This window comes from Halostella salina, from assembly GCF_003675855.1.
Lineage (GTDB): Archaea > Halobacteriota > Halobacteria > Halobacteriales > Natronoarchaeaceae > Halostella > Halostella salina.
This window is the reverse complement of record NZ_RCIH01000001.1, coordinates 306,247-329,348: the sequence shown is the minus strand read 5'-3', so window position 1 is coordinate 329,348 and position 23,102 is coordinate 306,247. Positions and strand designations below refer to the sequence as shown.

The 23,102-nt window shown below is 69.7% G+C and carries 24 protein-coding genes and 1 tRNA gene; 10 read left to right on the top strand and 15 right to left on the bottom strand.

Going from position 1 to position 23,102, the window contains the following annotated elements; genetic code table 11:
* Positions 1 to 295: 295 nt before the first annotated feature.
* The 9 genes from thsB to D8896_RS01705 form a co-directional block, all read right to left on the bottom strand.
* Positions 296 to 1,936, bottom strand: coding sequence for a thermosome subunit beta (thsB, locus tag D8896_RS01740; protein WP_121820346.1), 1,641 nt, complete (start codon positions 1,934 to 1,936; stop codon positions 296 to 298).
* 200 nt (positions 1,937 to 2,136) lie between these two features.
* The gene (locus D8896_RS01735; protein WP_121820345.1) at positions 2,137 to 2,865 is read right to left on the bottom strand and encodes an SOS response-associated peptidase; all 729 of its coding nucleotides are present in this window, start codon (positions 2,863 to 2,865) and stop codon (positions 2,137 to 2,139) included.
* A gap of 521 nt (positions 2,866 to 3,386) precedes the next feature.
* A tRNA-Ser gene (locus tag D8896_RS01730) sits at positions 3,387 to 3,468 on the bottom strand.
* Between the two features lie 29 nt (positions 3,469 to 3,497).
* On the bottom strand, positions 3,498 to 3,704 hold the full coding sequence (locus D8896_RS01725; RefSeq protein ID WP_121820344.1) for a hypothetical protein: 207 nt from the start codon (positions 3,702 to 3,704) through the stop codon (positions 3,498 to 3,500).
* Between the two features lie 31 nt (positions 3,705 to 3,735).
* Complete coding sequence (locus D8896_RS01720) at positions 3,736 to 4,116, bottom strand: RidA family protein (RefSeq protein ID WP_121820343.1); 381 nt, start codon at positions 4,114 to 4,116, stop codon at positions 3,736 to 3,738.
* A 55-nt stretch (positions 4,117 to 4,171) separates the two neighbouring features.
* The gene (ilvA, locus tag D8896_RS01715; RefSeq protein WP_121820342.1) at positions 4,172 to 5,383 is read right to left on the bottom strand and encodes a threonine ammonia-lyase; all 1,212 of its coding nucleotides are present in this window, start codon (positions 5,381 to 5,383) and stop codon (positions 4,172 to 4,174) included.
* A gap of 261 nt (positions 5,384 to 5,644) precedes the next feature.
* Positions 5,645 to 5,833: a DUF7511 domain-containing protein gene (locus D8896_RS19090; RefSeq protein WP_162991390.1), complete on the bottom strand. Its 189-nt coding sequence runs from the start codon at positions 5,831 to 5,833 to the stop codon at positions 5,645 to 5,647.
* A gap of 322 nt (positions 5,834 to 6,155) precedes the next feature.
* Positions 6,156 to 7,295: a citrate synthase gene (gene citZ, locus D8896_RS01710; RefSeq protein WP_121820341.1), complete on the bottom strand. Its 1,140-nt coding sequence runs from the start codon at positions 7,293 to 7,295 to the stop codon at positions 6,156 to 6,158.
* Positions 7,296 to 7,426: 131 nt separating this feature from the next.
* Positions 7,427 to 8,110 (bottom strand): haloacid dehalogenase type II, encoded by a 684-nt coding sequence (locus D8896_RS01705; RefSeq protein WP_121820340.1) that lies wholly within the window; start codon positions 8,108 to 8,110, stop codon positions 7,427 to 7,429.
* A gap of 117 nt (positions 8,111 to 8,227) precedes the next feature.
* Here D8896_RS01705 and D8896_RS01700 point away from each other — a divergent pair, with 117 nt between their 5' ends.
* Positions 8,228 to 9,424 (top strand): potassium channel family protein, encoded by a 1,197-nt coding sequence (locus tag D8896_RS01700; protein WP_121820339.1) that lies wholly within the window; start codon positions 8,228 to 8,230, stop codon positions 9,422 to 9,424.
* Between the two features lie 10 nt (positions 9,425 to 9,434).
* On the opposite strand, the gene D8896_RS01695 is transcribed toward D8896_RS01700, so the two are convergent.
* Entirely contained in the window at positions 9,435 to 9,725 is a 291-nt protein-coding gene (locus D8896_RS01695) for a DUF7536 family protein (protein WP_121820338.1), read from the bottom strand.
* A 112-nt stretch (positions 9,726 to 9,837) separates the two neighbouring features.
* On the opposite strand from D8896_RS01695, the gene D8896_RS01690 reads away from it, so the two are divergent.
* The 5 genes from D8896_RS01690 (at position 9,838) to phnE (ending at position 14,929) form a co-directional block, all read left to right on the top strand.
* Positions 9,838 to 10,794, top strand: a complete 957-nt coding sequence (locus D8896_RS01690) for a succinylglutamate desuccinylase/aspartoacylase family protein (RefSeq protein WP_121820681.1) — start codon at positions 9,838 to 9,840, stop codon at positions 10,792 to 10,794.
* Positions 10,794 to 11,987, top strand: coding sequence for a pyridoxal-phosphate dependent enzyme (locus tag D8896_RS01685; protein WP_121820337.1), 1,194 nt, complete (start codon positions 10,794 to 10,796; stop codon positions 11,985 to 11,987). The genes D8896_RS01690 and D8896_RS01685 overlap by 1 nt, the downstream gene beginning before the upstream one ends.
* A 153-nt stretch (positions 11,988 to 12,140) precedes the next feature.
* A complete protein-coding gene (locus tag D8896_RS01680) occupies positions 12,141 to 13,112 on the top strand; it encodes a phosphate/phosphite/phosphonate ABC transporter substrate-binding protein (RefSeq protein WP_121820336.1) in 972 nt (323 codons plus the stop codon).
* Between the two features lie 75 nt (positions 13,113 to 13,187).
* Complete coding sequence (gene phnC, locus D8896_RS01675; RefSeq protein ID WP_121820335.1) at positions 13,188 to 13,946, top strand: phosphonate ABC transporter ATP-binding protein; 759 nt, start codon at positions 13,188 to 13,190, stop codon at positions 13,944 to 13,946.
* Entirely contained in the window at positions 13,943 to 14,929 is a 987-nt protein-coding gene (phnE, locus tag D8896_RS01670; RefSeq protein ID WP_121820334.1) for a phosphonate ABC transporter, permease protein PhnE, read from the top strand. Before phnC ends, phnE begins: the two co-directional genes overlap by 4 nt.
* A gap of 61 nt (positions 14,930 to 14,990) precedes the next feature.
* On the opposite strand, the gene D8896_RS01665 is transcribed toward phnE, so the two are convergent.
* Positions 14,991 to 15,791, bottom strand: a complete 801-nt coding sequence (locus D8896_RS01665; protein WP_121820333.1) for an inositol monophosphatase family protein — start codon at positions 15,789 to 15,791, stop codon at positions 14,991 to 14,993.
* A gap of 145 nt (positions 15,792 to 15,936) precedes the next feature.
* Between D8896_RS01665 and D8896_RS01660 the strand changes: the two genes are divergently transcribed.
* Complete coding sequence (locus tag D8896_RS01660) at positions 15,937 to 17,205, top strand: outer membrane protein assembly factor BamB family protein (RefSeq protein ID WP_121820332.1); 1,269 nt, start codon at positions 15,937 to 15,939, stop codon at positions 17,203 to 17,205.
* 28 nt (positions 17,206 to 17,233) lie between these two features.
* Here D8896_RS01660 and D8896_RS01655 read toward each other — a convergent pair whose 3' ends face one another.
* Positions 17,234 to 18,502: a tRNA(Ile)(2)-agmatinylcytidine synthase gene (locus D8896_RS01655; protein WP_121820331.1), complete on the bottom strand. Its 1,269-nt coding sequence runs from the start codon at positions 18,500 to 18,502 to the stop codon at positions 17,234 to 17,236.
* Between the two features lie 148 nt (positions 18,503 to 18,650).
* Between D8896_RS01655 and D8896_RS01650 the strand changes: the two genes are divergently transcribed.
* The 3 genes from D8896_RS01650 (at position 18,651) to D8896_RS01640 (ending at position 21,781) form a co-directional block, all read left to right on the top strand.
* Entirely contained in the window at positions 18,651 to 19,616 is a 966-nt protein-coding gene (locus tag D8896_RS01650; protein ID WP_121820330.1) for a transcriptional regulator, read from the top strand.
* Between the two features lie 87 nt (positions 19,617 to 19,703).
* Entirely contained in the window at positions 19,704 to 20,585 is an 882-nt protein-coding gene (locus tag D8896_RS01645; protein ID WP_121820329.1) for a universal stress protein, read from the top strand.
* A complete protein-coding gene (locus tag D8896_RS01640) occupies positions 20,585 to 21,781 on the top strand; it encodes an inorganic phosphate transporter (RefSeq protein WP_121820328.1) in 1,197 nt (398 codons plus the stop codon). The genes D8896_RS01645 and D8896_RS01640 overlap by 1 nt, the downstream gene beginning before the upstream one ends.
* Here D8896_RS01640 and D8896_RS01635 read toward each other — a convergent pair.
* From D8896_RS01635 to D8896_RS01625, 3 genes are all read right to left on the bottom strand, one after another.
* Positions 21,778 to 22,209 carry a universal stress protein gene (locus D8896_RS01635; protein ID WP_121820327.1) on the bottom strand — a complete coding sequence of 144 codons (432 nt, stop codon included), beginning with the start codon at positions 22,207 to 22,209 and terminating at the stop codon, positions 21,778 to 21,780. The genes D8896_RS01640 and D8896_RS01635 overlap by 4 nt on opposite strands.
* 110 nt (positions 22,210 to 22,319) lie before the next feature.
* Positions 22,320 to 22,676, bottom strand: coding sequence for a hypothetical protein (locus tag D8896_RS01630; RefSeq protein WP_121820326.1), 357 nt, complete (start codon positions 22,674 to 22,676; stop codon positions 22,320 to 22,322).
* Between the two features lie 117 nt (positions 22,677 to 22,793).
* Positions 22,794 to 23,051: a glutathione S-transferase N-terminal domain-containing protein gene (locus tag D8896_RS01625; protein ID WP_121820325.1), complete on the bottom strand. Its 258-nt coding sequence runs from the start codon at positions 23,049 to 23,051 to the stop codon at positions 22,794 to 22,796.
* Positions 23,052 to 23,102: the final 51 nt, after the last annotated feature.

Sequence of the window (23,102 nt, the reverse complement as noted above, 5' to 3'; positions counted from 1 at the left end):
CGCCCTTCGTTATCCACCAGGACAGCCTGTGTTGCGCGGTCGGCCTCGGCGGCCGACACGCGCTGGAGTCCCAGCCGCGTTCCGCGTCCTCGCGCGGCCGCTCACGTCCGTTCGCGGCACGCGCTCCCGGCCACGTTGTCGTGACAGGCATCGCGCAGCGACATCGCCGACGCAGTACCGACCGTTAAGTCTCCGACGTACGGGCCATCGGTACCGCGGGAAAAATCGGATCGCAACAGATCGGTGAGCGAACGGAACAGCAGTCAGGGGGTGATGTAGTCGGTGTGAGCCGAGTTTACATCATGCCGCCCATGCCGCCGCCCATGCCGCCCATGCCGCCGGCACCGCCGGGGCCGCCGGCCTCGTCGTCCTCCTTGTCGGTCGAGAGGTCGCCGGCGGAGATGATGTCGTCGATCTTGAGCACGAGGTTCGCGGCCTCGGTGGCAGACGAGAGCGCCTGCTCCTTGGCGTGTGCGGGCTCGACGACGCCGGCGTCAAAGGTGTCCTCGACGCTGGAGGAGAACACGTTCAGGCCCGCGCGGACGTCGCCGGCCTCGTGGTCGGCGCGCAGGTCGACGAGCGTGTCGATGGAGTCCAGCCCGGCGTTCTCGGCGAGGACGCGCGGGACGAGCTCCAGCGAGTCGGCGAACGCCTCGACGGCCAGCTGCTCGCGGCCCTCGACGCCGTCGGCGAAGTCGCGCAGGCGGCTGGCGACCTCGACCTCGATGGCACCGCCGCCGGCGACGACGCGGCCGTCGGAGACGGTCTGGGCGACGACGTCGAGCGCGTCGTTGACGCCGCGCTCCAGCTCGTCGACCACGTGGTCGGTCGAGCCGCGGAGGATGAGCGTCACGCCGTGGGTGTCCTCGCCCGTGACGTAGAACAGCTCGTCCTCGGCGTCGCGGGTCACGTCGCCGAAGCCGAGGTCGTCCGCGGAGAGGCTGTTGAGGTCGGAGACGATGTTCGCGCCGACGACCTCCTTGAGGAACTCGATGTCGGACTTCTTCGCGCGGCGGACGGCGAGGATGCCCTCCTTCGCGAGGTAGTGCTGGGCGAGGTCGTCGATGCCCTTCTGGCAGAAGACGACGTCAGCGCCGGAGGCGGCGATCTTGTCGACCTTCTCCTTGAGCTGCTCCTCCTCCTGGTCGAGGAACTGCTGGAGCTGGTCGGGGTCCGTCACGGAGACCTCGGTGTCGACGTTGGTCTCCTCGACCTCGATGGCCTGGTCGAGCAGGAGGACGTCGGCGTCCTCGACGGACGTGGGCATGTCGTCGTGGACGGGGTCCTTGCTGACGGTGCCGCCGTTGATCAGCTCGGACTCGCCGGCCGAGCGGCCGGTCTGGGTCTCGATGTTGAGGAACTCCAGGTCGGGCGTGTCGTCGACGGTGACTGCCGAGACGGCGTCGACGATGAGCTGGGAGAGATGCTCCTTGTTCAGCTCCGCGCCCTTGCCGGTCATCGACGTCTCGGCGACGGAGCGGAGCAGCTCCTCGTCGTCGGCGTCGACGTCCTCGGCGACGTTGTTGACCTCCTCGCGGGCCTGCTCGCTTGCGAGGTGGAACCCGCGGATGATCGCCGTCGGGTGGATGTCCTGTTCGAGGAGGTCCTCGGCGTTCTTCAGGAGCTCACCGGCGATGGCGACGGCCGTCGTGGTGCCGTCACCGGCCTCGTCCTCCTGTGTCTCGGCGACCTCGATGATCATCTCGGCCGTCGGGTTGTCGATGTCCATCTCCTGGAGGATGGTGACGCCGTCGTTCGTGATGGTCACGTCACCCATCGAGTCGACGAGCATCTTGTCCATTCCTTTCGGGCCGAGCGTGGAGCGAACCGCCTCCGCCACCGCACGCGCCGCGGAGATGTTGTAGTTCTGCGCGTCCTGGTCCTTGACGCGCTGGGACTCCTCGCTCATTACGATCATCGGCTGCCCCTGCTGCATTCGCTGGCTCATAGTCACCTCGAAGTATGAATGTGATTCTATATAAAGATTGTGTTGTCGATCCGATCGACGACAGCGCGCCGTAACTTACTGTTCCGTTTAATCGCAAGCAGGGAGCCGTTCGGTGGGTAGCACCATGTCATTCGGTACCGCGGCGCTACCACGGGTGATCCGGAGCCGCCGCCGCTCTTTATATGTGTCTAGTCGGCGGGTTCGACGAGCGCCGGCGAGTCGTTCGACGGGTCGTTGACGGCGGTCGACACCGGGTAGGCACGCATCTCGTCGGCCGGATACGTGTCGAGCAGGTCGAGCGCGTCGTCGGGGTCGGCGGTGAGCCACCGCTCGGCCGCGTCGTCGTCGAGGATGACCGCCATCCGGTGGTGGAGGTCGGCGACGAGGTCGTTCGGTTCGGTCGTGACGACGGTGAAGGAGTCGACGCGTCGTGTCTCCGTCTCCGGGTCGCCGTCGCCGAACGCGTCGAGACCCACCTGTTCCACTTCGGTCTCCCACGTCGCCCAGAGGCCGGCCATCAGGAACGGCCGGTCGTCCTCGAACGCGACGCGGTAGGGCCGTTTCCCGCCGTCGGTTTCGACCCACTCGTAGAACCCGTCAGCGGGAACGAGACACCGCCCGGCCCGCGGGCCGTCGGCCGCGTGGGACTGTGCGAACGCGTCCCGAAAGCTCGGCTTGTCCGCGACGGTCTCCGCTCGGGCGTTGATCAGTCCCGACCCGTCGTCGTCGGCCCAGGGGGGTACCAGCCCCCAGCGAAGGCGTTCGACGCGGTCGGCGGCGGCGTCGCGCACGACGGGGAGGTCCTGACCGGGGGCCATGTTGTACCGCGGTTCGACCGCCGTCGCCGCCCCGGGGTCGACGCCGAGCAGGTCGGCCACGTCCTCTCGCGGGGCGAACAGGCTGTAGCGACCACACATGACCACCCGTCGGTCCTGCTGGGGGAAAACTCCCGCGTTCGGCGGTAGTCGGGGCCTTCGGGGCGCGTCGCGTCGTTATTCGGCGTGTACTGAAGGTGGGTTCGACCGTAGCCACGGCCGGGTGACGGACCAAGTCACCCGGTGGGTATGACCGACAACTGCGAAGCCGTCGTCTGCGAAAGCGGGTGGTTCGAGATCCGGGACCCGGCGCGTGCCGGGCAGTGGATCGCGGTCGAGAACCCGGTCGAGGTTCGACCGTGACCGCGCCGGCCCGACCACGCCGACGGGACCGTCCGGCGACACCTGCGGCCACCGCATAGTTCACACGCTCCACGCACCCCGTCGCCGGCCGTCCCGTCGACCCGCAACCGCCGCGACGGCCGGGCCGTCACCGACGGACAGCGCCGGCCGCCGCTGTCCGGGACGATATTTTGTCGATACGAAAACGCCGGGACTAGAGGCCCACCGACGAGAGGCCTATCCGTTGCAGTCGCTCCGCGTTCGGATTACGGTCGAGGAAACGCCAGGACTGGGATTTGAACCCAGAATCCCGAAAGGGAACACGCTTTCCAGGCGTGCGCCTTGCCGTTCGGCCATCCTGGCACGCACTCGGGTGTAATCGGGAGGACCGTTTAAACCCTTCCGTTCCGTCCGGCCAGCCAGCCCTCCCCGAGATAGGAGAGGGTAGTCGCCCCCGTCGCGACCGCGACCGCGACGGCCGCGACCGCGGGCACCGGAACCCCCTCCCCGTCGAACAGCAGGTACCCCTGATACAGCACGAGGAAGGCGAGCGCACCGACGACGCCCCAGAGGAGGCTGGACTTGACACGAGGTCTCATGCTGCGTCGCTCCGGGCGGCGGGCGTCGCGGTCAATCGAGCGTGGCGATCGCCTCGATCTCGACGCCGACGCCCTTCGGCAGGGCGGCGACCTCGACGGCGCTTCTGGCGGGCGGGTTGTCGAGGAAGTACTCCTTGTACGCCTCGTTCATCTCGTCGAAGTCGTCGATGTCGTCCATGTACACCGTCACCTTCAGGGCGTCCTCGACCGTCGCGCCCTCCTCCTCGAGGATAGCCGAGACGTTCTCCAGCGCCTGCCGCGTCTGGACGGTGATTGACTCGTCGTCGAGCAGGTCGCCGTCGGCCGTCATGGGGATCTGGCCCGCGGTAAAGACGATCGATCCGTCCGTCGTTCCCTGACTGTACGCGCCCACTGCGGCGGGGGCGTCGGGTGTCTCGATGACGCGTTTCATGCCGAAACCGTCGGCCGGTGGGGACTTAAAGGTCAGTAGCTTCGGCGGCCGACGGCTACACCAGCACGTCGACCTCGTACCCCTGGTCCCGCAGCTCCGCCAGCAAGCGGTCGACGTGCTCGGGACCGCGGGTCTCCAGGTCGAGTTCGACCTCCGTGTCGCTCATGCCGATCTCCCGGGAGGTGCGGTCGTGCTGGATGGCGTAGATGTTCGCGCGCATGTCGGCGATGACTTCGAGCAGGTTCTCAAGGGATCCGGGCTGGTCCTCCAGGACGGTGCGCACCTTCAGGTACCGGCCGGTCTCAACCAGGCCGCGCATGATCACCGTCGTTAGCATGTTCAGGTCGATGTTCCCGCCACAGAGCGCGGGGACGATGACCTCGTCCTCGTCGTAGTCGAGGTGGCCCTCCAGCACCGCCGCCAGCGGGACCGCACCCGCGCCCTCCACCATCGTCTTCGAGCGTTCGAGCAGATGGGTGATCGCCATGGCGATGTCGCCGTCGGGCACCGTGGCGACCTCGTCGACGCGCTCCTGGATCACCTCGAACGGGCGTTCGCCGACGCTCCGGGTGGCGATACCGTCCGCGATCGTGTCGACGGCGTCGAGTTCGTGGATCGCGCCCTTCTGCAGCGAGGTGGCGACGGAGGATGCCCCTTCGGCCTGTACGCCGACCACCCGGATCTCGGGGTCGTACGCCTTGACCGCGGTGGCGATACCGCTGATCAGCCCGCCGCCGCCGATGGGGACGACGACGGTGTCGACCTCCGGGCAGTCCTCGACGATCTCCAGGCCGATCGTCCCCTGACCGGCCATCACCATCTCGTCGTCGAACGCGTGGACGTACGTCCGGTCCTCCGCGCGCTCTATCTCGTGGGCGCGCTCGGCCGCCTCGTCGTAGTCCGCGCCGTGGAGCACCACCTCAGCGCCGTAGCTCCGCGTCGCCTTGATCTTGGAGATCGGCGCGTTCTCCGGCATGACGATCTTCGAGTCGACCCCGACCCGCGAGGCGGCAAGCGCGACGCCCTGCGCGTGGTTGCCCGCGCTGGCCGTGACGACGCCCGCAGTTTTTTCGGCGTCCGTAAGCGTCTTGATCCGGTTCGTCGCCCCGCGGATCTTGAACGACCCCGTCCGCTGGAAGTTCTCCAGTTTCAGGGACACCTCCGCACCGGTCATCGTCGAGAAGGTGTGGGAGTAGTCGAGCGGCGTCCGGCGTGCCGTCTCGGACACCCGTTCGCGGGCCTCGCGAACGTCCGAAATATCGAGCATGGTCGAGCCTTCTGCTCCGCGTGGTTAATGATTTAGGAAACTGTGTGACCGACGGCGACGCGACTGGGGATGCGGTGGCCAAAGGGGAGAGGGGAATGCACGGTGCGTGTGGCGTGCGTCCTACGGAGGCACGGGATGAAGCATAAAGCTCAGGTGTGTAGGGTGAAAGTGAAACCGGACGACAGCGTCGGGATCAAATCGGCGTCGTGCGCCCGTCCGACGCCCGTCCGTCGGGCGTCGTTCGGCACGGAGTCACACGGACTACCTGACCGAGTCGAGGTCGACGAACGCCCCGCCCTCGGCCGTGATCCACGTCGACATCCGGTCGAGACCGGTGCTCCCTCGCGGGTAGAGCGTACACTCGTCCGGCTCCCCGTCGTTCGCCACGGTAACGGCGTGTAGTTCCTCCCCAGGCGACCCCGAATCGGTTGTCGGCGTGTTCGTGCTCATGGTTGGTTGCGTCGCGTCCGCGTCCGGGACTCTTCCCCCTCCCCCGGTTCACCACAAGCGGCTTGACGGACTTGGTTATACGGCGGCTAGTGCGACGACGTGGCGAGTAGTTGATGCTTACTTCGTCGTCGATCGCGGCCGCATCGTTCGGCTGCAGTAATACTCGATTACGGTCGATACCAACCGACAGCGTACGCAAGAAGCGGTTTTGAAACGTTTCGGGATCCGGGGTAGTAGCCGGTTACCGGGCGCGTCCCGAACGGAGGTGTGTGTGATGTGGGAGTATCCCACAGGGTCGCGGATCGGAAAAGTATCGACCGTATCAGCGCTCGTCGACCGGGACGAACTCCTCGCTCTCGGCACCGACGTACCGGGCGCGCGGCCGGATGAGGCGGTTGTCCTCGTACTGTTCGAGCACGTGAGCGATCCAGCCGCCGGCGCGGCTCATCGCGAAGATGGGGGTGTAGATGTCGATCGGGATGCCCATCTGGTAGTACGTCGAGGCGGAGTAGAAGTCGACGTTGGGCGCGATGCCTTTCTCCTCGGCCATGTACTCCTCGATGGCGACGCTGTACTCGTACCACTTCGTGTCGCCGGCGGCCTCGCCGAGCGCCTCGGACTCCTCGCCGAGGATCTTCGCGCGGGGGTCCTTGACGTTGTACACGCGGTGGCCGAAGCCGGGGACGCGCCGACCCTCGTCTAGCGCGTCCTCGACCCACGTCACCGGCTCCTTGTCGCTGTCGTCGACCTCCTTCAGCATCCGCATCACGTTCTGGTTCGCGCCGCCGTGCAGGCCGCCCGACAGCGTCCCGATGGCGGAGGTGACGGCGCTGTGCAGGTCCGCGAGCGTGCTGGAGGTGACCATCGCGGCGAACGTCGAGGCGTTCAGGCCGTGGTCGGCGTGGAGCACCAGCGCCATGTCGAACGTCTCGGCGAGCACGTCGTCGGGCTCCTCGCCGTTCAGCATGTAGAGGAAGTTCGCGGCGTGGTCGAGGTCCTCCCGGGGTGCGACGGGCTCTTGCCCGTTCCGGATCCGGTTGTACGCTGCGAGGATCGTCGGGATCTTCGCGGTGAGCCGGCGGCCCTTCCGGAGGTTGGCTTCCCGGTCGTCCGGCGCGTGGTCGGAGTCGTCCGGGTCGTAGGCAGAGAGCATCGACACCGCGGTCCGGAGCGCGGCCATCGGGTCCTCGTCCTGCTCGGCGAGCTCCCGGACGGTCGCCAGCACGCCGTCGTCGACCTCGCGCTCGGCCGCCATCTCGTCGGCGAACGTGGCGAGCTCCCCCGCGTCCGGGAGGTGGCCGTGCCAGAGCAGGTAGAGGACCTCCTCGTAGCTCGCCTCCCGTGCCAGGTCCTCGATGGCGTAGCCGCGGTAGACGAGACGACCCTCGTCGCCGTCGATGTGGCTCAGCCCGGACTCCGCGACAAGCACACCCTCAAGCCCCTTCTTCAGCTCGTCGGACATACCGTGAGAGTTGCTCACCATCCCGGAAAAGCATTATCGTTTCCCGCGTCAGCTCCCGCGTGAGCCAACGAACGATCACGGCAGGGACCGCGACACGTCGGTACGCCGGCGGACAGCGACGGGGCCAGCGACTACGCGTCGAGTTCGTCGGCCAGTTCGTCGAACGCCGCCACGGTCAGGTCCGGTTCGACCTCGTAGGGGCCCCAGATGTCGTCCGCCCGGTTCACCCAGACACCCTGCATCCCGGCGTGGAGCGCGCCCGGTACGTCCCACCAGCCCGCCGCGACGAACGCGACGCGCTCGGGCGGCACGCCGATGCGCTCCGCGCCGTGCTCGTAGATCTCGGGTGCCGGCTTGAACCGGCGGATCTCGTCGGCGCTGACGTACTCCTCGACGAGCCCGTCGAGACCGACGCTGTCGGCCATCGAGTCGAGCATCTCGGGGTTCCCGTTCGAGAGCACGTACAGGTCGTAGCCGGCGTCGGCGAGCCGCTCCATCCCGGGCCGGACGTCGTCGAAGACGGTCAGGTCGTGGTAGGCCGCGAGCACCTCGTCGCGCTCGTCGGCCGAGAGGTCGGCATCGACGGTGTGAAGCGCCTGCCGCAGCGCGTGGCGGTTCAGCTCGTAGAAGGTGTCGTACTCGCCGGTCGACGTGGCGACGAAGGCGTACTCCAGCGACCGGGTCCGCCAGCGCTCGGCGACCAGTTCGGGGTCGTCGACGTGCTCGCCGAGCGCGTCCGTCACCGATCCGGGGTCGACGAGCGTCCCGTAGGAGTCGAACGCCACCGCCTCGACGGCGTCGGTGTCGAGTGCCATGTGAAGAGGTGGCACGCGCGGTCGCAAAGGCGTTGGGACCGCGGTGGGGACGGCCGCGACCGGCGTCTTGGACGGCGGCGGGCAACGCTTTTCTCCGGAGCCATGCAAGGCCGGGGCATGGACGCCCCCGGCGCGGTCGAGTACGAACCCGCGAGCGTCAAGGAACTGCTCGCGGAGATGAAAGACACCGCGGAGCTGCTCATCGACCTCTCGTACTCGGCGGTGCTTTTAGGGAGCGACGACCTGGCCGAGGAGGTGCTGACGCTCGAAGAGCGGATGGACGTGCTCCAGCTCCGGACGCGGATGAGCCTGCTGATGGCCGCCCGGAGCGTCGACGACGCCGAGCAGCTCGCGCCCGTCCTCGGCGTCGTCGGCGCGGCCGAGGGGATCAGCGACGCCGCGGGCGACATCGCGGCGGTCGTGCTGGAGGAGGTCGGGCTGCCCGACGCACTGCGGACGGCGCTGCCCGAGGCCGTCGAGACGCTGGTCCGCGCGACGGTCCACGAGGACAGCGAGTACGCCGGCCGGACGCTCGGCGGGATCAACCTCGAAACGGAGACCGGCGTCCGGGTGATCGCGATCAGGCGAGGCGGCGACTGGCTGCTGAACCCCGACCGGGAGACCCGGCTCGACGGCGGCGACGTGGTGTTGCTCCGCGGCCCCGACGACGGCATCTCGACGGTGTACGGGACGGCGACCCGGACCGCCTACAGCCCGCCGGAGCCGACGGACGCGGGCATCGACGACCTCGACCGCGCGGTCGACTCCATCGTCCTGATGAAGAACATGAGCGAACTCGCCGTCGACCTGGCGTACGGCTCGGTGCTGTTCGACAGCGAGGAGGTGGCGGGCGAGGTCGCCGAACTGGAAGCCGAGGTCGACGCCCTCCAGTCCCGGTTCGAGGCGTGGACGCTGCGGGCGGCGGCCCGGGTCGACGACCCCGTGGCGCTCCGCGGGCTGGTCCGGATCGGCACCAGCACGGAGGAGATCAGCGACGCCGCGCTGGAGATCTCCGAGGGCGTCCTCCGGGGGATCGGCGCGCACCCGGTCGTCACGGAGGCGGTGCTGGAGAGCGACGAGGTGATCGTCCGGCTGACCGTCACGCCCGGGAGCGAACTCGACGGCGTCACCCTGGGCGAGCGCGAGGTGAAGACCGAGACCGGCACCCGCGTCATCGCCGTCCGCCGGCCGGGCGAGGGCGACGACGACTGGGTGGTGTCGCCCGGCCCCGAAACCCGGCTGAACGGCGGCGACGTGATCCTCGCGAAGGGGACGCGGACCGGCGCGGACCGGCTGGCGGAGCTCGTGAGCTGACCCCCCGGCGTCAGTACTCGTCGTCCTCCCGGGCGAACCGCACGGCCGAGACGACCGTCAGAACGGTGACGAGCAGCAGTGCCGTCGTCACCGCGGCGACGAAGGCGAGCGTGAGATACAGCACCGGCGAACGACCGCGGGCGGGGACGCCCGGCAGGACGGCGGGCGCGACGACGAAGAAGCCGTAGAGGACCGCGGCGAAGGCGACGCCGGCGACGGCGCTTAGTTTCGCGTTGCGCGGCACGTTCAGCGCCAGCATGAACTGCACCATCGGCGGCCGGTCGGGGACGTCGTCGGACACGGTCGAACGTGGGGGCTCCGGGGTCAAATCGGCATCGTTCCGGACCGTCGGCGGACGCGTTCGGCGACGGAAAGTCCGAACCCCTAAGGCGTATCACTCCGACGATCCGGCAATGACGACGTTGGGAACGGCGAGTGCCGCCCCGGGCGAGATGGACACGGGGCGGCTCCGCGTCGGCGAGACACGGGACGGGAGCCCCGCGAAGCTCCCGGTCGCGGTGGTAAACGGTGCGGCGTCGGGCAAGACCCTGTACGTGCAGGCGGCCAGCGACGGGGACGAACTGAACGGCGTCGGCGTCGTCCAGCGGGTCGTGCCCCAGCTGGACCCCGCCGAGATCGCCGGGCAGGTGCTGGTCGTCGGGATCGTCAACTACCACGGGTTCCAGGTGGCAGAGCACCGCAACCCGATCGACGACACGAAGATGAACCGCGCGTACCCCGGGGACGAGTCGGGCACGTCGAGCGAGCGTATCGCGGCGGCGACGTTCGATGCGGCGACCCGCGCCGACCTCATCCTCGACCTCCACCAGGGGTCGACGAGCCGGATGATAGACGAGGTGCGCGTCCGCTGTGGCAAGCGCCACCGCGCCCACGCGGACTGTCTTGAGCTTGCGAAGGCGTTCGGGGCCGGCTACGTGCTCGACCAGAAGGGACCGGACGGCCAGCTCGCCCGGGCCGCCCCCGACGAGGGGATCCCGACGATCGACCCCGAACTGGGCGGCTCGGTCGGCTGGGACGAGCGGAGCATCCGCGTCGGCGTCGACGGCGTGTTCAACGTCCTGCGACACTACGGCTTCCTCGACGGCACCGCCGACGTCGAGCCGCAGGTCCGCGCCAGCGGCTTCGACCAGTTCGGCTCGCCCGTCGGCGGGCTGGTCCGGTACGAGCGCGACCTCGGCGACCGCGTCAGCGCCGGCGACACGCTGTTTTACGTGACGGACACGTTCGGAACGCGGAAGGCGGAGGTGCAGGCGGACAGCAGCGGGATATTCTGGCGCTCCCGCAGATTGCCCCAGGTCGCGACCGGCGAGTACGTCTGCTCGGTCGCCACCGACGTGGACGAGTACTGATGCCGGCGGACCTGCACTGCCGCGCCTGCGGCACCGAGTACGAGGCCGGGCCGACGGAGCCGTGGCGCTGTGCCTGCGGCCACGCGCTCGACTTCGCCGTCCAGCCGCGGCCCGACGGCAGCCCGCCGCCGTTTTCGAAGCTCGACACCCGGCGGGGGCTGTGGACGTTCTTCGAGTTCCTGCCGGTGAGCCGGCAGGTGACCCTCGGCGAGGGGTTCACGCCGCTCGTCGACGCTCCCGAGTGGGACGCCCAGTTCAAGCTGGAGTACGTGTTCCCCACGGGGAGCTACAAGGACCGCGGCGCGACGACCGTCCTCTCGCGTGCGGTCGAACTCGGCGTCGACACCGTGATCGAGGACTCCTCCGGCAACGCCGGGGCCGCGATCGCAACCTACGCCGCCCGCGCCGGGCTGGACGCGGAGATATACGTACCCGCCGACATCAAGCAGTCCAAGCTCGTCGCCATCCAGCGCGCCGGCGCGCGTCCGGTCCGGGTCGAGGGTGACCGGGAGGCCGTCACCGAGGCCTGTCTCGACGCCGTCGAGGGCGACGGGAACGCGGCGGGCCTCGGCGACGCCCCCCACCAGTCCGGCGAGGGCTGGTACGCCAGCCACGCCTGGAACCCGGCGTTCTACGCCGGCACGATGACGTTCGCGTTCGAGGTGGCCGCCCAGCGTGAGTGGACGGTTCCCGACGCCGTCGTCCTCCCGCTCGGTCACGGGACGCTCCTGCTCGGCGCGTACCGCGGCTTCCGCGCGCTCCGCGAGGCCGGCATCACCGACGCCGAGCCGCGCCTGCTCGGCGCGCAGGGCACCGGCTACGCGCCGATCGCCGAGGAACTGGGGAGCGACCCCGTCGAGGCCGAAAACGACGGGTCGGAGCTGACGGCCGCGCTCGACCGCGACGAGGACGACGACGACCCGAACGACATCGTCGACGGGATCCACATTCGGGAGCCGGCCCGCCACGACCAGATCGTCGACGCCATCCGCGACACCGACGGCGACGCGGTCGCGCTGGACGCCGACGCGGTCGAGGGGAGTCTGGACCGGCTCCACCGCGCCGGCTTCTACGTCGAACCGACAAGCGCGATCGCGCCCGCCGCGCTCGCGGAGTACCGTCGCCGCGGCGTCGTCGACGAGGACGACGACGTGGTCGTGCCGCTGACCGGCAGCGGCATGAAGACGCTCTGACCCGGGGTCGGCCGGAACTCGCCGACGGCGCGGATGTCGCCTCGCAGTCATTATCCTTCGTCACCACGCTTTCTCCGAACTGTGGTCTTCCATGGTCTATGTACCGATAATAGCAAACTTTATTTGTTAACCTTCGAATTTCCGCACGTCCCTATGACAGATCGGCGAAAATTCCTCAAGGGCGTCGGTGCGGCCGGAACGGTCGCGTTCAGTGCTGGCTGTATCGGTGACCTCACGGGCGGCAGCAGCGGGGGCGACTCGAGTTCGATCACGTTCTCGCTCACGCCCGCGGAGTCCGACGTGGACATCCAGCAGCAGTATCAGCCGCTGTTCAACTACCTCGAAGACGAGGCAGACGTCACGATCGAATCCACAGTCGCGGCCGACTACGCCGCGGTGCTACAGGCGCTCAAAAGCGAGCAGACCGACGTGGCCGACGCCGCGCCCGCCATCGCGCTGCAGGCCGGCGAGCAGGACGTCGCGGAGGTCGCCGGTATCCGCATCGCGTACGGTGCGGCCCAGTACTTCTCGACGATCACGACGCTGCCGGACAACGACATCAACGAGCTGGCCGACCTGGAGGGCGAGACGATCGCCTTCGCTGACGCGCTGTCGACCAGCGGCTCGCTGTTCCCGCTGTACATGCTGAGCGAGGCCGGGCTGGACACCGGTAACGCCCCCAACGGCGAGCCGGAGGACTTCTCCGGGCAGTGGTCGGACCACGCGACCGCCCGCGAGACGCTCATCAACCGCGACCCGGTCGTCGCCGCTGGCACGGGCGCGTTCGTGTCGACCCCGCACGTTCCGGCGGACCAGTTCCCCGAACGGTTCCAGGAGAAGTCGGCCGAGTTCGACAGTGCGGGCTCCGCGACCGACGAGCAGGAGTTCCAGCTGCTGGCCACGTCACAGCCGATCCCGCGTGCCCCCATCCTCGCCCGCTCCGGACTTGACGAGGACGTGAAAGGGCGCGTCATCGACGCGCTGCTGAACGCCGAGGAGGACGACCTCATCGAAGAGGACGCCGAGGAGCAGCTCTGGTTCACGGGGCTTGCCGAAGGCTCCGTCGACGACTACCAGCCGGTCCAGGAAGTCATCGACACGCTGGGCGTCGAACTCGGGCAGTAACCCCGATCAACACGTTTTGCCCGTATCGAACGAGTTAACAGCATTCATTATCCGTCAAAGTTAGAGTAGCCAACGATGGGAACTATTCGAGTAGAAAACCTGAGCAAGTCTTACGGGGACGTCCAGGCCATCGACGACGTCTCGTTCTCGGTCGACGACGGGGAGTTCGTGATCCTCCTCGGGACCTCCGGCGCGGGAAAGTCGACGCTGTTACGCTGTCTTAACGGTCTCACCTCCCCGACAGACGGCCGAATCACTATCGACGGTGAGGAGGTCGTCGGCCAGCGCAACGACGTCGCGATGGTGTTCCAGCAGCACAACATCATCGAGCAGATGAGCGCGTACTCGAACGCGCTCTCGGGATCGCTGAACCGCACCGGCTTCCTCCGGAGCCTCTTCCAGTGGAACGACCACGAGGACAAGCTTGAGGCGCTTCGAGCGCTGGAGACGGTCGGCCTGCTGGAGGAGTCCGGACAGCGCGCCGACAGCATGAGCGGCGGGCAACAGCAGCGTGTCGGCATCGCCCGGGCGCTGGTCCAGCAGCCGACGACGCTGCTCGCCGACGAGCCGGTCGCGAGCCTCGATCCGGCGAGCGCCGAGACCGTGATGGGCTACCTCCGCACCGCCGCCGACGAGCGCGACATCACGACCGTCGCCAGTCTCCACCAGGTGAACATCGCCCGCGAGTTCGGGGACCGGTTCATCGGGCTGAAAGAGGGCGAGAAGGTGTTCGACGGCGACCTCGACGACCTCACGATCGACGCCGTCGACCGGATCTACGGCAAGGAGACGAGCATTACCCGTGAGAACGACAGCGAGGAGGCGGTAGCATGAGCACGGACGACGGGTCGGACCGGGGGCTGCTCGCGTACTTCGGCTTCGGGACCGCCGCCACGGAGCCGGCCGAGGACCAGCTGAACGCGCTCAAGCGCTCCCGGACGATCCGCCGGGTGCTGATGGGCATCGGACTGGTTGTGTTCGGGATCCTCTTCCAGCGGGCGCTGTCGGAGGTCGGTTTCACCATCGGCGAGATCGTTCGGTACTGGCCCGAGTTCACGGCCGCGCTCGGCCAGTTCTTCCCCCCGGCGACGTACTTCGGCATCCCCTTCATCGACATGGGGGCCTACTGGGAGTTCATCCAGGCGCGGAACCTGTTCCAGCAGGCCATCATCACGCTGTCGATGGGCTTTGCCGGGACCGTCCTCGGCTTCCCGGGTGCGCTCATCCTCGGCGTGCTCGGGTCCGAGCGCGTGACGCCGTTCCCCTTTAACTTCATCTTCCGTGGTATCATGTCCACCATCCGCGCCATCCCGGCGCTCGTGTGGGCGCTCATCTACATCCCGCTCGGCGGCGTGACGCCGTTCACGGCGACGCTCGCCATCGGCACCGACACGATGGGGAACCTCGGTCGCCTGTTCACCGACGAACTCGAGGAGATCGAGGACGGCCCGATCGAGGGCATCCGGTCGACGGGTGCCGACGGACCGCAGACGGTCGTGTTCGGGATGCTCTCGCAGGTGTTCACGCCCTTCATCGCGTGGGCGCTGTACATCTTCGAGATCAACACCCGCATCGCCGTCACGATGGGGCTTATCGGCGGCGGCGGCCTGGGGTACGTGCTCCTGCTCGAACGCCAGCTGTTCCACTACACGAACATGATGGCGACCATTCTCGTTATCCTCATGCTCGTCATCTCCGTCGAGATGATCAGCCAGCGCACCCGGTCGTACCTGCGCGGCGGCGAGAGCGACAGCAAGGGGTTCCTGACGCTGCTCAAGGAGTTCCCACAGCGGATGGCCGAGTCGATCTGGAAGTAACGCGAAGTTCCCGTTTTCTCCCGTCTTTCGGCGCTTCAGTTTCGTCCGTCCGGGAGCGCCGTCACTCGCGTGCGGCGTCGGCTTCGCGGGCCACGGCCAGCAACTCGTCGTGGATCCCGCCGTTCGACACGACGACGCCCGTGCTGTCGTGTCGCCAGTGCTCCCCCTCCAGGTCGGTGACGCGCCCGCCGGCCTGCCGGACCAGATGCGCCCCGGCGACGGTGTCCCACGGGTTCCCTTGGAGGTTCGAGAAGATCCCGTCCAGCGCGCCCGAGGCGACGTAGCCGAAGGAGACCTGTGCCGAGCCGTAGCGCCGCAGGTCGGCGAAGCGCTCGACCACGCCGGTCGCGGCGGCGGCGTACTCGTCGCGGCGGTCGAGCCCCCACCAGAGTGTCGGGCAGACCGTGCTCGCCTGGGGATCCGTCCGGTCGCTGACCGTCACCGGCTCGCCGTTGAACCGTGTCTCGCCGTCCCGGGCGATGTACTCGTCGCCCGTCGGCGGCACGACCGTCGCCGCGGCGATCGGCTCGCCGTCGACGACGGCCGCGACGCTCGTACACCAGATCGGGATGTCGCGCACGAAGTTGTTCGTCCCGTCGATGGGGTCAACGACGAAGGCGGGGCCGTCGTCGGGGACGACCGTCGGCGCGTCGTCCTCCTCGCCGACGACCGTCGCGTCGGGGAACGTCTCGCGGATCGTCTCGATGACCCGTTCCTGTGCCTCGCGGTCGGCGCGGGTCACCACGTCGGTCTTCCCGTCTTTCATCTCGACGGGCACGTCCGTCCGGAAGTAGTCGGCGGCGACGCTCGCACCCTCGCGCGCTGCGGCGACGGCGACGTCGGCGCGTTCGATCTCGTCCATGGCGGGCGTCCGGCCGCCGGCGGGAAAATAGCCCCGGTCCGACTGCGGCAGTTACCGGCCACGCGCGACTTCTTCCCGCTAGCGTTCGGCAGGCAAAATACACTTACCCGTCCGCCCGGAACCGCCGGGCGACGACGAACACGAAATGAACAGACGACGGTTCCTCGCCGCGGCGGCCGTCGGCGTCACGAGCGCCTTCGCCGGGTGTTCGGGAACCCCGGACCCCGTGACGACCCGCCGCGACCACGGCGACTGGCCCCTCCACGCCCACGACACGACCAACAGCAACCACGTCCCCGCAGCCGTCGGCCCGGGGCCCGACCCGTCCGTCGAGTGGACCCGAAGGGTGACGGACGGACGACGATACGGCTACGGCGCTCCCTCGCCGGTCGTCGCGGACGGGACGCTGTACGTCGGCGGCGACGGCCTCGTTGCGCTCGAGGCCGCCACCGGCGACCACTCGTGGCGGGCAGCACGGAGCGAGGCGGTGTACGGGCCAGCGGTCACCGACGGGGCGGTGTACGCCGGCAGCGTCGACGGCGGCGTGCCGCGAGTGCGGGCGTTCGACCGAACGAACGGGGAACGTCGCTGGACGGTCACGTACGACGAGGTGCTCGGCCCGCGGTTCCGCCCGGTCGTCGCCACGGACGACGCCGTGTACGCCACCTTGAACTACGGGACAGAGGGGTCGACGACGCCGCCACACGGGCGACTCGACGCGCTCGCGGACGGCGACCGGCGCTGGTCGATAGACCTGGGCGGGAACCGCGACCCGGCACCCGCGGTCCGGGGGACGGAACTCTACCTCGGCGGAACGGCGGGGTCGCCCGCCTGTGCGGTCGACGTGCGGCGCGGAACCGTAGAGCGGTTGCTCGGCGACCCGCCGGGCCGGAACTGGACGAGCGAAACGCCGATCAGCCCGCAGGTCCACGCCGTCGCCGCGAGCGACGCGGTGTACTACGGCGGCCGGGACGCCTCCGGGCGGGTGACGCCGACGCCGCCGGTCACGCTCGACGCGCTGGAGGAGGGCGCGGTCGAGTGGCAGGCGTCGCTCGGCCACCAGGTGCCGCCGCCGGCCGTGACGCCCGAGTCGGTGTCCGTGGTCTGGGCGAGCACCGACGACGGAACGGTGACGGCGCACGTCGGTCGGTACTCGCACGCCGGCGACCGTTCGTGGACGAAGCGGTTCCCGAACCGCACCGTGTGGGCCTCGCCCGTCGCGACGGCGAACTCGGTGTACGTCGCCACCGCGGCCGCCGACGGCCCCTCCGACCCGCGGTTGCACGCGTTCGACCGCGCCGGCGGGACCGCGGAGTGGTCGCTGTCGCTCCCGTCGCCGGCCGCGACGATGGCCGTCGCCGGTGGCCGGCTGTTCGTCGGTAGCTGGGACGGGTCGGTGATGGCGGTCGGGTAGGAGTAGCGGCAGTCGTGACTGGACCGATTCACCGCTCGGGATGGGTCGGCGCATCGAACCCGCCACGAACCAAGGGTTTCGCAATATGCCGCCGCGCACACGGCGGCACCTCGTACCAGCCCGGTTCGAGGTCGCGGTCGACCGGCCGCTCGACCTTGCCGGGCGCGCTCGTCCCACAGTCCCGGCAGCGGTAGCCCTGGTCCGCGCCGGCGCTCTCCATCGATCGGCCGCAGTCGGGGCAGTCGGGCGTGACGAGTTCGATCGCATTCAGGTCGCGGACGGCGAGCTTCTCCAGCTTGAGCGTCCCGTCGCTCACCTCGCCGCAGGCGGTGATCCGGTCGCCGACGCGGAGCGCGCGGACGCGGTCGCGGAACCGCTTCGTCGGCTCGAAGGCGGCGCAGGGAAGTTCGGCGTCGCCCTCGGCGAGCGTCAGGAACACGTGGCCGCCCTCGCGGGTCTCGGGTGGGTCGGCGACCGTCCCGTCGACGCGGTACGAGCGACCGTCGCTGGCGTCGGCCAGCGCGGCGTCCCGGAGGTGGGCGTCGGTCCCCTGGTTCGTGTGGAACAGCGCCGTCGACTCGACCGGTTCGCTCTCGATCCGCTCGGCGACCGCACGCACCGTGTCGGGGTCGTCGCCGCGAATTCCGTGTAGGATCGGGCCGGGCGTGTGCGGGACGCAGACCGCCTCGCCCTCGCCGCGGTCGACGGTGTCCCAGGCGTCGGGGTAGGCGTCGTCGGCCGCAGCGAACACCGAGTCGAGGTCGACCTCGCGGGGCGTTCCGCGTGCGTCGGCGCGGCGGTAGGAGATGTACTCGTAGGTCCACTCGGGGACCGCCCGCCACGCGCCGACGGCGGCCAGCGCGCCGACCGTCCCGCGGGCATTCTTCCAGCCGGCGCGGCGGTAGCCACGGGCGTCGGCGAGCGCGGTCGCGTCCGCCACTCCGTGGTGGTCCCGCATCGCGTCGCGGGCGAAGGCGGCCACGTCGTCGGGCACGTCGGCGGGGTCGCCGGGCGCGACGACGAGGCCGGGGTTGGTGTTCGGGTCGTCGGTCTCGGCCGCGGCGTCGAGTTCCTCGCGGGCGACCGCGAAAGCCGTCTCGGGGTCGGCGTCGACGTGGACGGCGAGCGCGGCGTTGCCACGGGTCTTGTGCTCGACTGCGGGGTTCAGGCGCACCAGGAGCAGTCGCTCGACGGTCCCGCCGGCCCCGCGGATCCGGTCGGCCACCTCGCGGGCGACGTACGTCGTGCACATCCCGCGCTCGCGGGAGTCGGTGTCGTCGATGCCGACGACTGTCATCGCGGACAGGTACGGCGGGGGCGGTGTAACCGCTTTCGGGTCCGCCGAGAGCACAAGTAACTGTCGGCTCGTGAGCCGAAAATCGCCCGCAGTGGCCGGGATCGCTTCGGCACAACGCCTATATGCGATGAATCGCTTACGTACGGGTATGTCCCGGTCCGCTCTGGTCGGCAACGTCACGGCCATGCTCGAGGACGCCGGCTTCACGGTGAGCGACCGGTGTGCGATCCGGCCGAAGAGCTTCGACATCGCCGCGCGCCGCGGCGAGGACCTCGTGTTGCTGAAGATCCTCGCCAACATCGACGCGTTCGACGGCGCGACCGGCGCGGAGATGCGCCGGCTCGGCACGTATCTCAACGGCACACCGATGGTCGTCGGCCTGCGCACCCGCGACGAGGAACTGGAGCCGGACGTGGTGTACTTCCGCCACGGCGTCCCGGTGATGAGCCCGGACACCGCGATGAACCTGTTCGTCGAGGAGGTGCCGCCGCTCATCTACGCCGCGCCCGGCGGCCTCTACGTCAACATCGACAGCGACGTGCTCGCCGACGAGCGCGAGGAGAAGGGGTGGAGCCTCGGCCAGCTGGCCTCCGAACTCGGCGTCTCTAGGCGCACCGTCTCGAAGTACGAGGACGGCATGAACGCCTCCGTCGAGGTCGCCATGGAGTTAGAGGAGATGTTCGACGCGCCGCTGACCAGCCCCGTCTCCGTCCTCGACGGGGCCGAGGAGGTCCACGATGCCGACCCCACGCCCGACGACCCCGAAGCCGACCCCGACGACGAGCGCATCGTCGCCGTCATGACCCGTGCCGGCTTCGACGTGCACCCGACGCTGCGCGCGCCGTTCAAGGCCGTCAGCGAGGACGACGACGAGAGCGAGGAGACGGTGCTGACGGGCCACTCCGAGTTCACCCGCACCGCCGAGAAGCGCGCCCGGATCATGGGGTCGCTCGGCCGCGTCACCCGGACCCGGTCGGTGTACTTCGTCGACAGCGCCAAGCGCGACTCCGTCGAGGGCACCGCGATCATCGAGCGCGACGAGGTCGAGGACATCAGGGACGCCGACACCCTGCGCGACCTCATCCGCGAGCGCTCCGACGGCGAACCGGCCTGAGACGGCCCGCCGCAGTCGCGATCCGCGACGGCTCTCAGTCCCGTCACTCGCGCGAAGCTTTTGTACCGCCACGTCGAAGTTAGGGTAATGGACAGCCCCGAGGTGCTGGTCGCGGTCAGCAACCCCGACCACGTCGAACAGCTGGTGCGGACCGCGAGCGACCTCGCCCGGGTCGTCGACGGCGGCGTACGGGTCGTCAGCGTCGTCGTCAAGTCCCACGACTCCCCCTTCGGCGTGTTCTCCGACGAGACGATAATCGAGGAGTACTCCGGCGACCGGCAGGCGATGCTCGACCGCGCCTCCGGCGTCGTGCCCGACGACGTGCCCGTCGACGCCGAGATGTTCGTCGCCCGGTCGCCCGAGGACGGACTGCTCCGGGCGGTCGCCGAACTGGGTCCCACCGCGCTGGTCCTGGGGTGGCACGGCGAGCGGCGGCGCTCGGGCGTGGTGCTCGGCAGCAGCGTCGACGCCGTGCTCCGCCGGGCGGCCTGTGACGTGTACGTCGAGCGGATCGGAAGGATCGCCGACGGCGTCGACGCCGTGTTGCTCCCGGTCGCCGGCGGCCCGCACGTCCGCCCGGCAGCGGCCATGGCGAAGGCCGTCGCCGCCGCCAACGACGCGAGCGTGACGGCGCTTGCCGTCGCGACGCCGGAGGACGGGAGCGACGCCGCCGCGGAGTGGGCCGCCGGCGGTCGCGCCGCGGTCGAGGCCGCGCCCGGGCCGTCGGTCGAGGTGACGGCCGCCGTCCGCGAGGCTGACGACGCGACGGATGCGCTGGTGACGGCGGCGGACGAGCACGACCTCGTCGTCTTCGGGGCGACGAGGCGCGGAACGCTGCAGGCGCGGCTGGTCGGGTCGATCCCCCGGGAAGTCGCCGAGCGGAGCGGGCAGACCGTGCTGATCGCCCGCGCCTCGGAGGCCGCACGGACCGGGCTTCGGGGGCTGGTCGCCGGGTTCCGGAGGGGCTGATGAGCGCGGCGTTTCCCGCGCTGGTCGGGCTCGCCGCGCTCGCGGGGCTGTTCATGGCGTGGTCGCTGGGCGCGAACAGCAACTCGCCGCCCTTTGCCCCGGCGGTCGGGGCGAACGCCATCCCGACGATGCGGGCCGCCTTCCTCATCGGCGTGTTCGCCGCGCTCGGCGCGCTCACCCAGGGCGGGAGCATCTCCGAGACGGTCGGGACCGGGCTGATCGACGGCGTGACGCTCTCGCCGCTGGCCGCCTCGGCCGGACTGCTCACCGCCGCGGTGTTCATGACCGTCGGCGTCTACTCCGGCTACCCGATTCCGGCGGCGTTCGCCACCTCCGGCGCGGTCGTCGGCGTCGGCCTGTCGCTGGGCGGGAGCCCGGCATGGGACACGTACCGCCGCCTCGGGGCGTTCTGGCTGGCCGTCCCGTTCATGTCCGGCGGCATCGCCTACCTGACGGCGAAGCTCCTCCGCCGCGACGACGTGCCGGACACGGTGGGCGTCCCCCTGCTCGCCGGCGTCGTCGCCGGCATCCTGGCGAACGTCTCGCTGGGGGTGATCCCGTCGCCCGGCCCGCAGGGAACCCTCGCGGGCTTTTTCGCCCGACTCGTCGGCGCGCCGACCGCCGGCGGCGTCCCGGTCGCCGAGGCGGCCACGACGGTCGCGTTCGCCGTGCTTGGCTACGCGGTCATCCGCCGCCGGATGCGCGCGTCGGTCGACGCCGGGATCCGGTGGTTCCTGCTCGCGCTCGGGAGCGTCGTCGCCTTCTCCAGCGGCGGCAGCCAGGTCGGGCTCGCCACGGGCCCGCTGGAGACGCTCGCGCGGGACCAGCTCGGCCTGCCAGGGGTCGCCCTGCTGGCGCTCGGTGCCACCGGCATCCTCGCCGGGGCGTGGATGGGCGCGCCGCGGCTGCTGCAGGCGACCTCGCGGGAGTACGCGCAACTGGGCCTGCGGCGCTCGATCGCCGCGCTCGTCCCGGGCTTCGTCATCGCCCAGCTTGCCATCGCACTCGGCATCCCCATCTCCTTCAACAACATCATCATCTCGGGGGTGATCGGCGGCGGGCTGGCCGGCGGCTCCGCGGGCGTCTCGCGGTCGAAGATCGGCTGGACCGTCGCGTTCTGGCTGATCACGCTCGTCTCCTCGACGGCGGTCGGCTTCGCGCTGTACCGCGTCTTCGCGGCCGTACTGGGCGGCTAGCGGACGACAGTGACGGTGACGGGGGCCTCGCTCACGACGGCCGTCGCGACCGTCCCGAGCAGCCGCCGGGCGAGGTCGCTGCGCTCGCCGCCGTGGCTCCCCATGACGATGTGGTCGACCCCGTGGTCCTCGGCGTACGCCACGACGACGTCCGCGGGATCGCCCGACTCGACGGCCGTCTCGACGGACCGGTCCGCCGCCTCGGCGCGGTTTCGGGCACGCTCGACGAGGCGCTCGGCGCGCTCCGTGGCCGCCTCGCGACGCTCCGCACCGGCCTCCAGCACGCCGCCCTCGCTCATCCCGGCGTCCGGCGGCGTGACGACGTTCAGCACGGTGACCCGGCAGTCGTGGACCGCGAGCGCGTGGGCCAGCGCGTCGTCCGCGAGCGGCGAGCCGTCCAGCGGGACGAGGACGTGCGACGGTTCCATACCATCACGTTCGTCGCGGACCGGTATGTATCCGCTCCTGCCGCAAGGGACAGGGACCGGTTCGAAGAGTTCGTGACGGATCGACGACCCGGCGTCCGCGGATCCCCTCGCTACTCCCCGTGTGCCGCCGCTGTCGACAAGAGGAGGAAGGCGATCACGCCCATGACCCAGACGACCAGCCCGTACACCGTCGACTCCCCCAGGCCGGCGTACTCGCCGATGGCCAGCGGACTCACGCTCAGCCCGAACAGCCCGACAGCGTAGCCGACCCTGTCCCGGCGCTCGGCGAACTCGACCTGCGTCCCGAGCAGGGAGAGATCGAACGCGAGGTAGAAGTACGCCGCGCCGGCGTAGATGGCCGCGACGCCGAGCGCCGGGAACCAGTGCGTGAGGAGGAACCAGTTGACGAACGCGCCGACGAGCAGTCCGAACGCGACGGCGAGCGGGAGGGGCCTGTCGAGCGACATTCGTGCGGTCGTCGTCCGCCAGCCCGGAAACGTTTCCTCTCCGAACCGGGCCGGTCCAGCGGCTACGACCGGCCGGGACGAAACGGCGAACGAGTCGGCGAAACCGCGTTCGTCCGTCTACGCCGCGCCGTCGCCGTACGTCTCTTCGAGGTACTCCACGATGTCGTCGCTCTCGGGCATCCCCTCGACGCCGTGGTCGGAGTCGACCAGCACCGGGACGCCGGTCTGACCGCTCACCTGCTCGACTTCGGTGCGCTCGCTGTGGGAGCTGGGCACCATGTGGGACTCGTAGTCCAGCCCGAGTTCGTCGAGCTTGTCCTTGACTTTCGCGCAGTACGGGCAGCCCGCCAGTTCGTACAGTTCGAGGTTCGGCATCACGCCGACGTAGGTGACCCGGACAAAAAAGCGGCCGGACCGTGTGTGCCG

Excerpts from the sequence above, each read along its gene's own strand:
- D8896_RS01650 (WP_121820330.1), top strand. The coding sequence starts at position 18,651 with ATGTCCCGGTCCGCTCTGGTCGGCAACGTCACGGCCATGCTCGAGGAC.
- phnE (WP_121820334.1), top strand. The coding sequence starts at position 13,943 with ATGAGCACGGACGACGGGTCGGACCGGGGGCTGCTCGCGTACTTCGGC.
- phnC (WP_121820335.1), top strand. The coding sequence starts at position 13,188 with ATGGGAACTATTCGAGTAGAAAACCTGAGCAAGTCTTACGGGGACGTC.
- D8896_RS01645 (WP_121820329.1), top strand. The coding sequence starts at position 19,704 with ATGGACAGCCCCGAGGTGCTGGTCGCGGTCAGCAACCCCGACCACGTC.
- citZ (WP_121820341.1), bottom strand. The coding sequence starts at position 7,295 with ATGTCCGACGAGCTGAAGAAGGGGCTTGAGGGTGTGCTTGTCGCGGAG.
- D8896_RS01705 (WP_121820340.1), bottom strand. The coding sequence starts at position 8,110 with ATGGCACTCGACACCGACGCCGTCGAGGCGGTGGCGTTCGACTCCTAC.
- D8896_RS01680 (WP_121820336.1), top strand. The coding sequence starts at position 12,141 with ATGACAGATCGGCGAAAATTCCTCAAGGGCGTCGGTGCGGCCGGAACG.
- D8896_RS01625 (WP_121820325.1), bottom strand. The coding sequence starts at position 23,051 with ATGCCGAACCTCGAACTGTACGAACTGGCGGGCTGCCCGTACTGCGCG.
- D8896_RS01640 (WP_121820328.1), top strand. The coding sequence starts at position 20,585 with ATGAGCGCGGCGTTTCCCGCGCTGGTCGGGCTCGCCGCGCTCGCGGGG.
- D8896_RS01655 (WP_121820331.1), bottom strand. The coding sequence starts at position 18,502 with ATGACAGTCGTCGGCATCGACGACACCGACTCCCGCGAGCGCGGGATG.
- D8896_RS01725 (WP_121820344.1), bottom strand. The coding sequence starts at position 3,704 with ATGAGACCTCGTGTCAAGTCCAGCCTCCTCTGGGGCGTCGTCGGTGCG.
- thsB (WP_121820346.1), bottom strand. The coding sequence starts at position 1,936 with ATGCAGCAGGGGCAGCCGATGATCGTAATGAGCGAGGAGTCCCAGCGC.
- D8896_RS01660 (WP_121820332.1), top strand. The coding sequence starts at position 15,937 with ATGAACAGACGACGGTTCCTCGCCGCGGCGGCCGTCGGCGTCACGAGC.
- D8896_RS01685 (WP_121820337.1), top strand. The coding sequence starts at position 10,794 with ATGCCGGCGGACCTGCACTGCCGCGCCTGCGGCACCGAGTACGAGGCC.
- ilvA (WP_121820342.1), bottom strand. The coding sequence starts at position 5,383 with ATGCTCGATATTTCGGACGTTCGCGAGGCCCGCGAACGGGTGTCCGAG.
- D8896_RS01630 (WP_121820326.1), bottom strand. The coding sequence starts at position 22,676 with ATGTCGCTCGACAGGCCCCTCCCGCTCGCCGTCGCGTTCGGACTGCTC.
- D8896_RS01720 (WP_121820343.1), bottom strand. The coding sequence starts at position 4,116 with ATGAAACGCGTCATCGAGACACCCGACGCCCCCGCCGCAGTGGGCGCG.
- D8896_RS01700 (WP_121820339.1), top strand. The coding sequence starts at position 8,228 with ATGGACGCCCCCGGCGCGGTCGAGTACGAACCCGCGAGCGTCAAGGAA.
- D8896_RS01690 (WP_121820681.1), top strand. The coding sequence starts at position 9,838 with ATGACGACGTTGGGAACGGCGAGTGCCGCCCCGGGCGAGATGGACACG.
- D8896_RS19090 (WP_162991390.1), bottom strand. The coding sequence starts at position 5,833 with ATGAGCACGAACACGCCGACAACCGATTCGGGGTCGCCTGGGGAGGAA.
- D8896_RS01735 (WP_121820345.1), bottom strand. The coding sequence starts at position 2,865 with ATGTGTGGTCGCTACAGCCTGTTCGCCCCGCGAGAGGACGTGGCCGAC.
- D8896_RS01635 (WP_121820327.1), bottom strand. The coding sequence starts at position 22,209 with ATGGAACCGTCGCACGTCCTCGTCCCGCTGGACGGCTCGCCGCTCGCG.
- D8896_RS01665 (WP_121820333.1), bottom strand. The coding sequence starts at position 15,791 with ATGGACGAGATCGAACGCGCCGACGTCGCCGTCGCCGCAGCGCGCGAG.